The sequence below is a fragment of the Pseudomonas sp. LFM046 genome (assembly GCF_000949385.2).
In the GTDB taxonomy this organism is placed as follows: domain Bacteria; phylum Pseudomonadota; class Gammaproteobacteria; order Pseudomonadales; family Pseudomonadaceae; genus Metapseudomonas.
Genome location: NZ_JYKO02000001.1, coordinates 4,647,714 through 4,659,569, shown reverse-complemented (window position 1 = coordinate 4,659,569; position 11,856 = coordinate 4,647,714). Strand labels below are relative to the sequence as shown.

Below are 11,856 nucleotides of genomic sequence, written 5' to 3'. Positions count from 1 at the left end.
CCGTCATGGACATTCGAATCTGGCAGGGCGATATCACCACGCTGAACGTGGGCGCCATCGTCAATGCTGCCAACAGCTCGCTACTCGGCGGCGGTGGCGTGGATGGTGCCATCCACCGCGCCGCCGGCCCCGAACTCCTCGCCTTCTGCCGCACCCTCGGCGGCTGCCCCACGGGCGAGGCCCGCATCACCCCCGGCTTCCGCCTGTCGGCGCGCTTCGTGATCCACACCGTCGGGCCGGTCTGGCACGGAGGCAACCACCGTGAACCCGAACTGCTCGCCAGTTGCTACCGCAACAGCCTGGCCCTGGCGGAAGCCGAAGGACTGGCCAGCATTGCCTTTCCCGCCATCAGCTGTGGGGTGTATGGCTATCCGCTGGAAGAGGCGGCGCGCATCGCCGTGGAAGAGCTGAAGCGACCAAGGCCGGCGGGCAGCAGCCTGAAGGAGGCGCTGTTGGTGGCCTTCGACGCACGAATGGCGCAGCTCTACCAGGACGTGCTTTCGTAGGTTAGTGCTGAGGAACGAAGCCCAACGACGGAGTCCGGGCCTGGCGCCGCAGCTTTGAACTTCCCTCAGCCCAACCTACATAGCGTTATTGCAACGACTTCGCCGACAACAACCTCATCCCGTTGAACACCACCAGCAGGCTGGCCCCCATATCGGCGAACACCGCCATCCACAGGGTGCCCTGGCCCATCAGGGTGAGCACCAGGAACACCGCCTTGATGCCCAGGGCCAGGCTGATGTTCTGCATCAGCACTGCGTGGGTGCGGCGGGACAGGCGGATGAACTGCGGCAGCTTGCGCAAGTCATCGTCCATCAGCGCCACTCCGGCGGTCTCGATGGCGGTGTCGGTGCCTGCGGCGCCCATGGCGAAGCCGATATCGGCGCGGGCCAGGGCCGGGGCGTCGTTGATGCCATCGCCCACCATGCCGACGGGCACGCCGCCCGCTTGACGCAGGCCGATCTCCGCCAGCTTGTCCTCCGGCAGCAGGTTGCCCCGGGCGTCGTCCATGCCCACCTGGCGGGCGATGGTCTGCACGGTGTGCGGGTTGTCGCCGGAGAGCATCAGGGTCTTCACCCCCAGGTCGTGAAGCTGGCGGATGGCTTCACGGCTGTTGTCGCGCACGGTGTCGGCCACGGCGAACAAGGCCAGAACGGCGGACTCCCCGCACAGCGCCACGACGGTCTTGCCCTGAGATTCCAAAGCGTCCAGGCGGGCTTCCAGTTCCTTCGAGCAGAGACCCAGTTCTTCCACCAGGCGGTGATTGCCCAGGTGGTAGCGACGGCCCTCGATCAGGCCGCTGACACCACGGCCGGGCAGGGCGGCCAGTTGGTCCACGGCGTAAAGGGCAATGCCATCCTCCTCGGCGGCACGGGCCACGGCCTGGGATACCGGGTGGTCCGAGCGCGCAGCCAGGCTGGCGGCCAGGGCACGGGGATCACGTTCATCGGCCTCAAGCAGTTCGACATCGGTCTGCCGTGGTCGGCCTTCGGTCAGGGTTCCGGTCTTGTCCAGGGCCACCCAGGCCAGCTTGCGGCCGGTTTCGAGGAAGACCCCGCCCTTGACCAGGATGCCGCCACGGGCCGCCGCCGCCAGACCGCTGACGATGGTCACCGGGGTGGAGATGACCAGGGCGCAGGGGCAGGCGATCACCAGCATCACAAGGGCGCGGTAGAGCCACTCCAGCCAGGCTCCGCCCAGCAGCAGGGGAGGCAGCAGCGCCGTGAACACGGCGATCAGGATCACCACCGGCGTATAGATGCGGGAGAACTGGTCGACGAAGCGCTGGGTCGGCGCCCGCGAGCCCTGGGCCGCTTCCACGGCGTGGATGATGCGTGCCAGGGTGCTGTCGTCCGCAGCGCGGGTGGCGCGGTATTCCAGCTCGCCCTCGCCGTTGATGGTGCCGGCGAACAGTGGGTCGCCCACGTCCTTCTCCACCGGCAGGCTCTCGCCGGTGATGGGTGCCTGGTTGACGCTGGAGCGGCCGCTCAGTACCTCGCCATCCAGGGCGATGCGCTCGCCCGGACGCACCCGCAGACGGGTGCCGGGCAGCACGTCGCGGGCCGGGCGCTCACGCCACTGGCCGCCCTCGAACACCGTGGCCTGTTCGGGGGCCAGTTGCAGCAGACCGCGAATGGCATCCCGTGCCCGCTCCAGGGAGCGTGCCTCGATCAGTTCGGCGATGGCGAAGAGCACGCTGACCATGGCCGCTTCCGGCCAGTGGCCGATCAGCAGGGCGCCGGTGACGGCGATGCTCATCAGGGCGTTGATATTCAGGTTGCGGTTCTTCAGGGCGATCCAGCCCTTGCGATAGGTGGGCAGGCCAGCGCCGAGGATGGCGAGAATGGCGAGGCCGGCGACCAGCCATTCCGGCGCCAGGGCGAACCATTCACAGACTTCCGCCGCCAGGGCGGCGAGGCCGGCCAGGGCCAGGGGCCACCAGGGCTTCTTCTCTTGTGTCGGGGCCGTGGCGGGCGCGCCTTCGGCCAGGGGCACGGCCTGCATGCCCAGGCTTTCGATCAGGCGTTGCAGGGGCTCCACGCCCTCGAACCGGTGGCGCACCCGCAGTAGGCGCTGCATCAGGTTGAATTCCAGTGCCTCGATGGCCGGGACCTTGCCGAGGGCGTCGCGGATCAGGCGTTCCTCCGTGGGGCAGTCCATGGCGTCGATGCGCAGGCTGCTCCAGCGCGGCTCGGCGCTGGCGGCGACACCCGCCAGCTCTGGTGCGGCGGAGCGGGGCGCGTGATCGTGGTCGTGGCAGCAGTGTTGGCTCATGGGTCAATTCCTGTTTGACGATTCGGCTGCCATTGCACACCCTGTAGCAACTACAGAGTCAAGCGGAGACGGGCAATGAAAATCGGCGAACTGGCCACCCTCACCGGCTGCCCGGTGGAGACCATCCGTTATTACGAGCGTGAAGGCCTGCTGCCAGAGCCCTCGCGCAGCGCAGGCAACTACCGGCAATACGATGTGGCCCATGTGGAGCGGCTGTCCTTCATCCGCCACTGCCGCTCGCTGGACATGACCCAGGAAGAAATCCGCGCCCTGCTGGCCCTGCGCGACCGTCCCGAAGCTGATTGCGGTACCGCCAACCGGCTGATCGAGGAGCACCTGCACCATGTGGAGGTACGCATCGCGGAACTCCAGTCCCTGCGCAGCCAGCTGCGAGACCTGCAGGCGCGTTGCAACGGTGACGGCGCCAGCGAGGCCTGCGCCATCCTCCGTGAACTGGAGCAGCCGGGGCCGCCGCCGGTGACCAGCGAAGAATGCGCGCACGCAGGTCATCTGCACGTACCGGGCGTGCATCGGCGGGGCTAAGTCCGGCGGCGGGCTTTTAGTGGTTGGTGCTTTCCCGCTGCTCACTCAACTGCTGAAGGTAGCGGCGCGAAAGCGCCAGGAAACGGGGCGTCGGCCCTATGTCCTCGTAAAGCGGGTCGCCCTGTTCATCCGTGGCGACCACCTGGCTGCCCCTGACGTAGGGGAAGCTGGTTTCCAGCTCCTCCAGGGCGGCGCCTATCAGCTCGCCGATCAGTTCCTCGACGCTGCGCTTGGGGTACATCTCGGACAAGGCGGCAAGGCGGGCGGCGGACTCCAGGTCCAGGTGAATGCTGTATTGGCTGCGGGTCAGGCGACCCTTGGCGTTCTGCTCCCAATGGCTGACCAGTTCTCGGATCTTCATAGACACCTCATCCTCTTCCCACGTGGTGGTGGGTGGCTGCGAAGCACCAGGCGATCTCTGCCGCCCGGGAGTCGTCATTCGTGATGGCGGCTAATCTTCAGACTAGCTCGCGGAAGCGTCTGGAATTGCCGTTCGTCGCGCCCTTGTCGCAGCATGGCGCGCTCGGCAATCTGGAAGCCGCATTCAGGATGGAGAGACGCTTATGGCCGAAATCGACGCACGCCTGAGGGAAGACGTCCACCTGCTCGGGGAGTTGCTCGGCGACACGATCCGCGCCCAACTGGGCGAGGCCTTCCTCGACAAGATCGAGCGCATCCGCAAGGGTGCCAAGGCTGGGCGCAAGGGCTCGGCCCAGGGGGAGCGCCAGCTCTACGAAACCCTCGATGGGCTCAGCGAGGACGAGTTGCTGCCCGTGGCCCGCGCCTTCAACCAGTTCCTCAACCTGGCCAATATCGCCGAGCAGTACCACCGCATCCGCCGCCGTGCACCGGGCGAGCCCCAGCCCTTCGAGGATCGCGTGCTGGGCGACCTGCTGCAGCGCCTGCTGGCTGCGGGCCACGGTCCTGAGCAACTGGCCCGGCAATTGGGGCGGCTGGATATCGAGCTGGTGCTGACCGCCCACCCCACCGAAGTCTCCCGCCGTACCCTGATCCAGAAGTACGACGCCATGGCCGCCCAACTGGCCGCCCAGGACCACGGCGACCTCAGCGATGCGGAGCGCCAGCGGGTGCGGCAACGCCTGCTGCGGTTGATTGCCGAGGCCTGGCACACGGAAGAAATCCGCCGCAGCCGGCCGACACCGGTGGACGAGGCGAAATGGGGCTTCGCGGTGATCGAGCATTCCCTCTGGCAGGCGCTGCCCAATGTGTTGCGCCACGTGGACCAGGTGCTGCACGCCGCCACCGGCCTGCACCTGCCGTTGACGGCCGCGCCCCTGCGATTCGCCTCGTGGATGGGGGGCGACCGCGATGGCAATCCCAATGTCACCGCCACGGTCAGCCGGCGGGTCCTGTTGCTGGCGCGCTGGATGGCCGCCGACCTCTATCTGCGCGATGTCGACCAACTGGCCGCCGAGTTGTCCATGCAGCAGGCCAGCGACGAGCTGCGGGTGAGCGTGGGCGTCCATCCCGAGCCCTACCGCGCCGTGCTCAAGCAACTGCGCGAGCGCCTGCGTGCCACCCGCGCCTGGGCCGAAGCGGCGCTGGAGCGGGAGATTCCGCCAGGGCCCGAGGTGCTCCATGAGAACGCCCAACTGCTGGAACCCCTGGAGCTCTGCTATCACTCGCTGCATGCCTGCGGCATGGGTGTGATCGCGGACGGTGCGCTGCTGGATTGTCTGCGTCGCGCCGCTGCCTTCGGGCTGTTCCTGGTGCGCCTGGACATCCGCCAGGATGCTGGCCGGCACGCCGCGGCGCTGGGCGAAATCACCGACTATCTGGGGCTGGGCAACTACGCCGAATGGGAGGAGGAGGACCGATTGGCCTTCCTCCAGCGTGAGCTGGACAACCGTCGTCCGCTGCTGCCGCCGCACTACCACCCCTCGGCAGACACCGCCGAGGTGCTGGCCACCTGCCGCGTGGTCGCCAATGCGCCGGCGGTCTCCCTTGGTTCCTACGTGATCTCCATGGCCGGCGAACCCTCCGACGTGCTGGCGGTGCAACTGCTGCTCAAGGAAGCCGGGTTGCAACGGCCGATTCGCGTGGTGCCACTTTTCGAAACCCTGGCTGACCTGGATAACGCCGCACCGGCCATCGACCGCCTGCTGGGCCTGCCGGGCTACCGCGCACGGCTGCACGGCCCTCAGGAGGTGATGATTGGCTACTCCGACTCGGCCAAGGATGCCGGCACCGTGGCGGCCGCCTGGGCGCAGTACCGCGCCCAGGAGCAATTGGTGGAAGTCTGCCGTGGGCACCAGGTCGAACTGCTGCTGTTCCACGGTCGCGGTGGCACCGTGGGGCGCGGCGGTGGTCCGGCCCACGCGGCCATCCTGTCGCAACCCCCGGGGTCGGTAGCGGGGCGTTTCCGCACCACCGAGCAGGGGGAAATGATCCGCTTCAAGTTCGGCCTTCCCGGCATCGCCGAACAGAACCTCAACACCTACCTGGCTGCCGTGCTGGAGGCGACCCTGCTGCCGCCACCGGAGCCTGAGCCTGCCTGGCGGGCGGCCATGGACCGACTGGCTGCCGATGGCGTCACCGCTTATCGGGCGGTGGTGCGCGAGCACCCGCAGTTCGTCGACTACTTCCACCAGGCGACCCCGGAGCAGGAGCTGGGCCGTCTGCCCCTGGGCAGCCGTCCGGCGAAGCGCCGCGCTGGTGGTGTGGAGAGTTTGCGGGCGATCCCGTGGATCTTCGCCTGGACCCAGACGCGCCTTATGCTGCCGGCCTGGCTGGGCTGGGAAACCGCTCTGGCCAGCGCCCAGCAGCGGGGTGAAGGACCCTTGCTGGTACGGATGCGCGAGCGCTGGCCATTCTTCGCCACCCGCATCGACATGCTGGAGATGGTCCTGGCCAAGGCTGACGCCAATATCGCGGCGCTCTACGACGAGCGGCTGGTGCCGGACGAGCTGAAACCCCTGGGTGCGCAGTTACGCGACCTATTGTCGCAGGCCGGTACTTCGGTACTGGCTCTGACCGGCCAGTCGGAGCTGTTGGCGATGAGCCCGGAGACCCGGGAGGCGATCAGTGTGCGCAATACCTACCTGGACCCGCTTCACCTGCTCCAGACGGAGCTCCTGGCCCGTTCCAGACGTTGCGAACAGCACGCCGAAGGGCCGCTGGAACAGGCCCTTCTGGTGAGCGTGGCGGGCATCGCAGCGGGCCTCCGGAACACCGGTTGAGGCCCGTTTCCCTCCAACTTCCGGCGTCTTGTGCGCTATGGGGGCGCTGTGTATCTTGAACGTCCTTTTGGCCCGACAGCGACGCCGAAAAACCTATTCTGAGATTGGCCCCATGAGGCGAATCCGACCGATCTGAAAACAAAATCTTTGAGGAGCACATCGATGCGCGTGATTCTGCTGGGGGCCCCCGGTGCCGGCAAAGGTACTCAAGCTGGCTTCATCACCAAGAAATTCGGCATTCCGCAAATCTCCACCGGTGACATGCTGCGCGCAGCGGTCAAGGCCGGCACTGAACTGGGCCTGCAGGCCAAGAGCGTGATGGATGCCGGTGGCCTGGTTTCCGACGACCTGATCATCAACCTGGTCAAGGAGCGCATTGCCCAGCCGGATTGCGCCAATGGTTTCCTCTTCGACGGTTTCCCGCGCACCATTCCTCAGGCTGAAGCCATGAAGGAAGCCGGCGTGACCATCGATCACGTGGTTGAAATTGCCGTGGACGACGAGGAAATCGTCGGCCGCATCGCTGGCCGCCGTGTGCATCCGGCTTCCGGCCGCGTCTACCACGTCGAGCACAATCCGCCGAAGGTCGCCGGCAAGGACGACGAGACCGGTGAAGACCTGATCCAGCGCGATGACGACAAGGAAGAGACCGTGCGCAAGCGTCTGGCGGTCTACCACTCCCAGACCAAGCCGCTGGTGGACTTCTACCAGCAGCTCTCCGCTGCCGAAGGCACCCCGAAGTACAGCGCAGTTGCTGGCGTGGGTTCGGTAGACGAGATCACCGCCAAGGTGCTGGCTGCCCTCAGCTGAGTTGAAGCCCGTATCTGACCAACGGCCCGCTTGCGGGCCGTTGGCGTTTATAATGCCCGCCTTTTTTCTGCGCTTGGACTGATCGATGACCACTCTGCTGGCCCTGGATACCGCCACCGAAGCTTGCTCCGTTGCCCTGTTGCATGACGGCAAGGTGCTCAGCCACTACGAGGTGATCCCGCGTCTGCACGCCCAGCGCTTGCTGCCGATGATCCAGAACCTGCTGGGCGAAGCCGGGCTGCCCCTGGCCGCGGTGGATGCCATTGCCTTCGGTCGCGGGCCGGGCGCCTTCACCGGCGTTCGGATCGCCATTGGTGTCGTCCAGGGACTGGCTTTCGCTCTGGATCGTCCGGTTCTGCCGATTTCCGATCTGGCCGTGCTGGCCCAGCGTGCCCACCGCGAGCAGGGCGTTGCCCAGGTAGCGTCTGCCATCGATGCGCGCATGGACGAGGTCTACTGGGGCTGCTACCGCCTGGACGCCGGCGAGATGCGCCTGGCTGGCGTGGAAGCCGTGCTGCCGCCCGAGCGGGCGCAGTTGCCGCGCGATGCCAGTGGCGATTGGTACGGTGCTGGTACAGGCTGGGGCACCTTCGCGGCGCGGATTCCGGTGCAGGTCAGCGGCCAGTCTCCGGCGCTGCTGCCCCATGCCGAGGACCTGTTGACCCTGGCCCGCTTCGCCTGGGCGCGAGGCGAGTGCGTCCCCGCTGATCAGGCGCAGCCGGTCTACCTGCGGGACAATGTCGCCACGCCCAAGGCGCCGCAGTAGAATGCTTTCAGCTGCCCCTGCACCCCTGATTGCCAAGGCGGGGGAGGGCGGCTAGAGTCCACCGGCATTCATTTCGAAACGCCAGCATTGCCGAGCAGTAACTGATGCGCATCGATGGCTTCACCTCTTCCTATCCGCTGGAACGCAGCTCTCGTCAGGGTGGCGCGGTCACGCCTTTCCGTGAGGTCCAGCGCGAAGAGGAGGCTCGTCGCGATCAGCCGTCCACCCCCTCCTCGACCCAGGGCTACGAACAGATTGCTCAAGCCCGTCGTGTCCAGGCCGGCAATGCGCCAGGGGAGAGCCTGCCGAGCCGTCCGCAGGACCTGATCCAGCAGCGCGGCATCAGCAACCGCGCCGCCCAGGCCATCGCCAGCTACAGCACCACCGCCCGCTTCGCCGTCGAAACCGACGCTCCCGAAGTCCTCGGCCTCGACCTCTACGCCTGATGCTGCCTTACTACCTGGGCTGCCCGTCCTGGAACGAGCCGGCCTGGCGAGGCAGTTTCTACCCCGCCGACCTGCGTCCTGCCGACACCCTTGGCCATTACTGCCACGTATTCAACGCGGTGGAAGGCAACACCACCTTCTATGCGCGTCCCTCCGCCGACACCTTGCAGCGCTGGGCCCAGACCATGCCGGAGGGCTTCCGCTTCTGCGCCAAGGTGCCTCGGGACATCAGTCACGAAGGCGATCTGCGGGACCAGTTCGTCGCCACCGATGCCTTCCTCCAACTGTTGGCGCCGCTGGGGCCTCGCCTGGCGCCGCTCTGGCTGCAACTGCCGGCGGCCTTCGGCCCCGCACGGCTGGGGGAACTGGCCAACTGGCTGGATGAGTTCCGTCACCGGAGCATCGCGGTGGAGGTGCGCAACGCGGCCTTCTTCGACAAGGGCGATGCCGAACGGGCCCTCAACCGCCTGCTCCATGAGCGTGGCGTGGAACGCATCTGCCTGGATTCGCGGGCGCTGTTCAGCGTTCGTTCCCAGGACCCGGCGGTGCTCCACGCACAATCGAAGAAACCCCGTGTGCCAGTGAGGCCCACGGCCTTCAGTGCCAGCCCGCAGGTGCGCTTCATTGGTGGACCCGACCTGGACGCCAATCAGCCTTTCCTCGACCCCTGGCTGGACAAGGTGGCTGGCTGGATCGAGCAGGGCCTGACGCCCAACGTCTTCCTGCACACCCCGGATAACCACTTGGCCGCCGCCCAGGCGCTGCGCTTTCACGCCCATCTGCGGGAGCGGCTGCCGGGACTGCCGGAACTGGTGTTGCCTGAGCCGCCAGTCGAGCAACTCGGTCTGCTGTAAACCTGCGCTAGGCTATCGGGCTCTGCCGAATGATTCCGGAGTCCGCCATGACCACCCAAGCCCAACGCGGCGAAGCCTTCGCCGCCCTGCATCGCGCCCCCGGCCTGTTCGTCCTGCCCAACCCCTGGGATGCCGGATCAGCGAAAATGCTCGCCCACCTCGGGTTCGCCGCCCTGGCCACAACCAGCGCCGGCCTGGCCTTCGCCCTTGGCCGGCGGGACGCGGAAGGCAACGTCAGCCGTGACGAGGCTCTGGCCAATGCCCGTGCCATTGTCGAGGCTACGCCCCTGCCGGTGGCGGCAGACCTGGAGAATGGCTACGGCGATGCCCCCGAGGACTGCGCCGCCACCATTCGTGCCGCGGCGGGAGTCGGCTTGGTGGGTGGTTCCATCGAAGACGCCAGTGGCCGTGCCAGCGATCCTATCTATTCGCTGGAGATGGCGACGGAACGCATCCGCGCCGCCGTGGCGGCGGCCAAGGACCTCGGCTTCCCGTTCACTCTGGCGGCTCGGGCGGAGAACTTCCTCCACGGCCGGCCTGATCTGGACGACACGTTACGTCGACTGGTGGCCTATGCCGAGGCTGGGGCGGATGTGCTTTATGCACCGGGTCTGATGACCCGCGAGCAAATTGGCGAAGTGGTGCGGGCCGTGGCGCCGCGCCCGGTGAATGTGCTGGTGGGGTCGCCCAGCCTGAAGCTGGGGTTGGAAGAGCTGGCCGAGCTCGGGGTGAAGCGGGTCAGCGTTGGCTCGAACCTGGCGCGAGTGGCCTATGGCGCCTTCTTCCATGCGGCCGGGGAACTTCGCCAGGGCAATCTGGCGGCCATGGGGCAGGCCATCCCCTTCGATCGCATCAACGACCTGTTCACCCCCTGAGTGCCCCGCACATGCGTGCGGGACGCTGGCCGCCGGCTCTGGCAGAATGCGCGGGTTTTTCCCAGGGGTTGTTGAATCGATGAGTCAAGAGCAAGTCAGGGTCCGGGCAGAAGCCCTGGAACCGGCCTTTTCCGAGGCGCTGGACGCCTGGGCTGCGCGCCTGGGGCTGACGTGCGAAGGGGACGCGGACTTCGCCCTGCAACTGGGCGCCGACGGCTTGCAGTTGCTGCAACTCGGGCCGGACTCGCCGGGCCCGGTGCGGGTGGACTTCGTCGAGGGCGCGGCCGCTCACCGGCGCAAGTTCGGCGGTGGCAGCGGGCAGATGATCGCCAAGGCGGTGGGCGTCCAGTCGGGAATTCGTCCCCGGGTGCTGGATGCCACTGCCGGCCTGGGGCGGGATGCCTTTGTGCTGGCCACCCTGGGCTGCGAGATGACCCTGATCGAACGCCAGCCCCTGATCGCGGCACTGCTGGAAGATGGTCTGGCCCGCGCCGGTCACGACCTGGAAACCGCTGCCATCGTGGCGCGTATGCGCTTGCTGCAGGGCAACGCCATCGAACTGATGCGCAACTGGCAGGGGGAAGCGCCTCAGGTGATCTACCTGGACCCCATGTTCCCGCATCGGGACAAGAGCGCCCTGGTGAAGAAGGAGATGCGCCTGTTCCGTCCCCTGGTGGGTGACGATCAGGACGCTCCGGCCTTGCTGGAAGCTGCCATGGCCCTGGCCAGCCACCGGGTGGTGGTGAAGCGCCCGCGCAAGGCACCGATCATCGAGGGCGCCAAGCCGAGTTTTGCGCTGGAAGGGAAATCCAGCCGGTACGACATCTATCCAAAGAAGAAGCTCGGCGCCTGATCAGGGCCGCAGGATGGATTGAGGCACGAAACCCATACGGACCGCGACTGATGGGTTTCGCACGCTCAACATCCTACGAACGGATCAGGGGTGGTAGGCCCGGACGAACAGCTCCACCACCTCACGCACATGCCGCTCGGCTTCGTCACCTTCCAGGGCTGGGGTATAGCCGATCAGCAGGCGGAAGTTGTGTCCGCCCTTGATCAGGCAGAAGAAGTGCTCGGCGGCGTTCAGCGGCTCTTCGATGCGTAGCTTGCCGGCGTGCTTCGCCTGGGTCAGCAGCCCGGTCATTTCCTGCAGCACCTGCTGTGGGCCCGCCTCGTAGAACATCCGCGCCAGTTTCGGGTTCTGGCTGGCTGCCGCCACCATCACCCGGTGCAGTTCCACCGACTCGCGGCTGTTGATCAACTCATGGAAGCTGCGACCGATGTTCAGCAGCACACTCTCGATGCTGGCGTCAGGCGGCAGTTCGAACAGCAGCTCGGGCAGTTGCTCCTCGCATTTGGCCTTCACCGCAGCGGAGAACAGGGTCTCCTTGTCGGTGAAGTGGCTGTACACCGTCAGTTTGGATACTCCGGCCTCGGCGGCAATGGCATCCATGCTGCTGCCGTCGTAGCCGTTCCTCAGGAAAAGGTTCTTGGCGGCTTCCAGAATCGCCTTCCTTTTCGCTGGATCTTTCGGGCGGCCGGGGCCGCTGGTCGGAAAAGAATTGTCTGACATTTCTTTCTAAA

12 protein-coding genes are annotated in these 11,856 nt (G+C 66.7%); 9 read left to right on the top strand and 3 right to left on the bottom strand.

The window, feature by feature from the left end; translation table 11 throughout:
• Nucleotides 1–5: 5 nt before the first annotated feature.
• Nucleotides 6–506: an O-acetyl-ADP-ribose deacetylase gene (locus TQ98_RS21400; protein WP_044873727.1), complete on the top strand. Its 501-nt coding sequence runs from the start codon at nucleotides 6–8 to the stop codon at nucleotides 504–506.
• An 85-nt stretch (nucleotides 507–591) separates the two neighbouring features.
• Here TQ98_RS21400 and TQ98_RS21395 read toward each other — a convergent pair whose 3' ends face one another.
• Nucleotides 592–2,778 carry a heavy metal translocating P-type ATPase gene (locus TQ98_RS21395; RefSeq protein WP_044873728.1) on the bottom strand — a complete coding sequence of 729 codons (2,187 nt, stop codon included), beginning with the start codon at nucleotides 2,776–2,778 and terminating at the stop codon, nucleotides 592–594.
• A gap of 75 nt (nucleotides 2,779–2,853) precedes the next feature.
• Between TQ98_RS21395 and cadR the strand changes: the two genes are divergently transcribed.
• Complete coding sequence (cadR, locus tag TQ98_RS21390; protein WP_044873729.1) at nucleotides 2,854–3,321, top strand: Cd(II)/Pb(II)-responsive transcriptional regulator; 468 nt, start codon at nucleotides 2,854–2,856, stop codon at nucleotides 3,319–3,321.
• Between the two features lie 16 nt (nucleotides 3,322–3,337).
• Here the strand turns inward: cadR and TQ98_RS21385 are convergent, their stop codons facing one another.
• Nucleotides 3,338–3,682, bottom strand: coding sequence for a hypothetical protein (locus TQ98_RS21385; protein WP_044873730.1), 345 nt, complete (start codon nucleotides 3,680–3,682; stop codon nucleotides 3,338–3,340).
• Between the two features lie 202 nt (nucleotides 3,683–3,884).
• Between TQ98_RS21385 and ppc the strand changes: the two genes are divergently transcribed.
• The 7 genes from ppc (at nucleotide 3,885) to TQ98_RS21350 (ending at nucleotide 11,125) form a co-directional block, all read left to right on the top strand.
• Nucleotides 3,885–6,521 carry a phosphoenolpyruvate carboxylase gene (gene ppc, locus TQ98_RS21380; RefSeq protein ID WP_044873731.1) on the top strand — a complete coding sequence of 879 codons (2,637 nt, stop codon included), beginning with the start codon at nucleotides 3,885–3,887 and terminating at the stop codon, nucleotides 6,519–6,521.
• A 162-nt stretch (nucleotides 6,522–6,683) separates the two neighbouring features.
• Nucleotides 6,684–7,331 (top strand): adenylate kinase, encoded by a 648-nt coding sequence (adk, locus tag TQ98_RS21375; RefSeq protein WP_044873732.1) that lies wholly within the window; start codon nucleotides 6,684–6,686, stop codon nucleotides 7,329–7,331.
• Nucleotides 7,332–7,416: 85 nt separating this feature from the next.
• On the top strand, nucleotides 7,417–8,097 hold the full coding sequence (tsaB, locus tag TQ98_RS21370) for a tRNA (adenosine(37)-N6)-threonylcarbamoyltransferase complex dimerization subunit type 1 TsaB (protein ID WP_044873733.1): 681 nt from the start codon (nucleotides 7,417–7,419) through the stop codon (nucleotides 8,095–8,097).
• A gap of 104 nt (nucleotides 8,098–8,201) precedes the next feature.
• Nucleotides 8,202–8,543 (top strand): hypothetical protein, encoded by a 342-nt coding sequence (locus TQ98_RS21365; RefSeq protein WP_044873734.1) that lies wholly within the window; start codon nucleotides 8,202–8,204, stop codon nucleotides 8,541–8,543.
• Nucleotides 8,543–9,397, top strand: a complete 855-nt coding sequence (locus TQ98_RS21360) for a DUF72 domain-containing protein (RefSeq protein ID WP_044873735.1) — start codon at nucleotides 8,543–8,545, stop codon at nucleotides 9,395–9,397. The genes TQ98_RS21365 and TQ98_RS21360 overlap by 1 nt, the downstream gene beginning before the upstream one ends.
• Nucleotides 9,398–9,444: 47 nt before the next feature.
• Nucleotides 9,445–10,272, top strand: coding sequence for an isocitrate lyase/phosphoenolpyruvate mutase family protein (locus TQ98_RS21355; protein WP_044873736.1), 828 nt, complete (start codon nucleotides 9,445–9,447; stop codon nucleotides 10,270–10,272).
• 79 nt (nucleotides 10,273–10,351) lie between these two features.
• Nucleotides 10,352–11,125: a class I SAM-dependent methyltransferase gene (locus tag TQ98_RS21350; protein WP_044873737.1), complete on the top strand. Its 774-nt coding sequence runs from the start codon at nucleotides 10,352–10,354 to the stop codon at nucleotides 11,123–11,125.
• 84 nt (nucleotides 11,126–11,209) lie between these two features.
• On the opposite strand, the gene TQ98_RS21345 is transcribed toward TQ98_RS21350, so the two are convergent.
• Entirely contained in the window at nucleotides 11,210–11,845 is a 636-nt protein-coding gene (locus TQ98_RS21345) for a TetR/AcrR family transcriptional regulator (RefSeq protein WP_044873738.1), read from the bottom strand.
• Nucleotides 11,846–11,856 lie beyond the last annotated feature (11 nt).

Coding starts and splice junctions, on each gene's coding strand:
- TQ98_RS21350 (WP_044873737.1), top strand. CDS start 10,352: ATGAGTCAAGAGCAAGTCAGGGTCCGGGCAGAAGCCCTGGAACCGGCC.
- TQ98_RS21365 (WP_044873734.1), top strand. CDS start 8,202: ATGCGCATCGATGGCTTCACCTCTTCCTATCCGCTGGAACGCAGCTCT.
- cadR (WP_044873729.1), top strand. CDS start 2,854: ATGAAAATCGGCGAACTGGCCACCCTCACCGGCTGCCCGGTGGAGACC.
- TQ98_RS21355 (WP_044873736.1), top strand. CDS start 9,445: ATGACCACCCAAGCCCAACGCGGCGAAGCCTTCGCCGCCCTGCATCGC.
- TQ98_RS21360 (WP_044873735.1), top strand. CDS start 8,543: ATGCTGCCTTACTACCTGGGCTGCCCGTCCTGGAACGAGCCGGCCTGG.
- TQ98_RS21400 (WP_044873727.1), top strand. CDS start 6: ATGGACATTCGAATCTGGCAGGGCGATATCACCACGCTGAACGTGGGC.
- ppc (WP_044873731.1), top strand. CDS start 3,885: ATGGCCGAAATCGACGCACGCCTGAGGGAAGACGTCCACCTGCTCGGG.
- tsaB (WP_044873733.1), top strand. CDS start 7,417: ATGACCACTCTGCTGGCCCTGGATACCGCCACCGAAGCTTGCTCCGTT.
- TQ98_RS21385 (WP_044873730.1), bottom strand. CDS start 3,682: ATGAAGATCCGAGAACTGGTCAGCCATTGGGAGCAGAACGCCAAGGGT.
- TQ98_RS21395 (WP_044873728.1), bottom strand. CDS start 2,778: ATGAGCCAACACTGCTGCCACGACCACGATCACGCGCCCCGCTCCGCC.
- TQ98_RS21345 (WP_044873738.1), bottom strand. CDS start 11,845: ATGTCAGACAATTCTTTTCCGACCAGCGGCCCCGGCCGCCCGAAAGAT.
- adk (WP_044873732.1), top strand. CDS start 6,684: ATGCGCGTGATTCTGCTGGGGGCCCCCGGTGCCGGCAAAGGTACTCAA.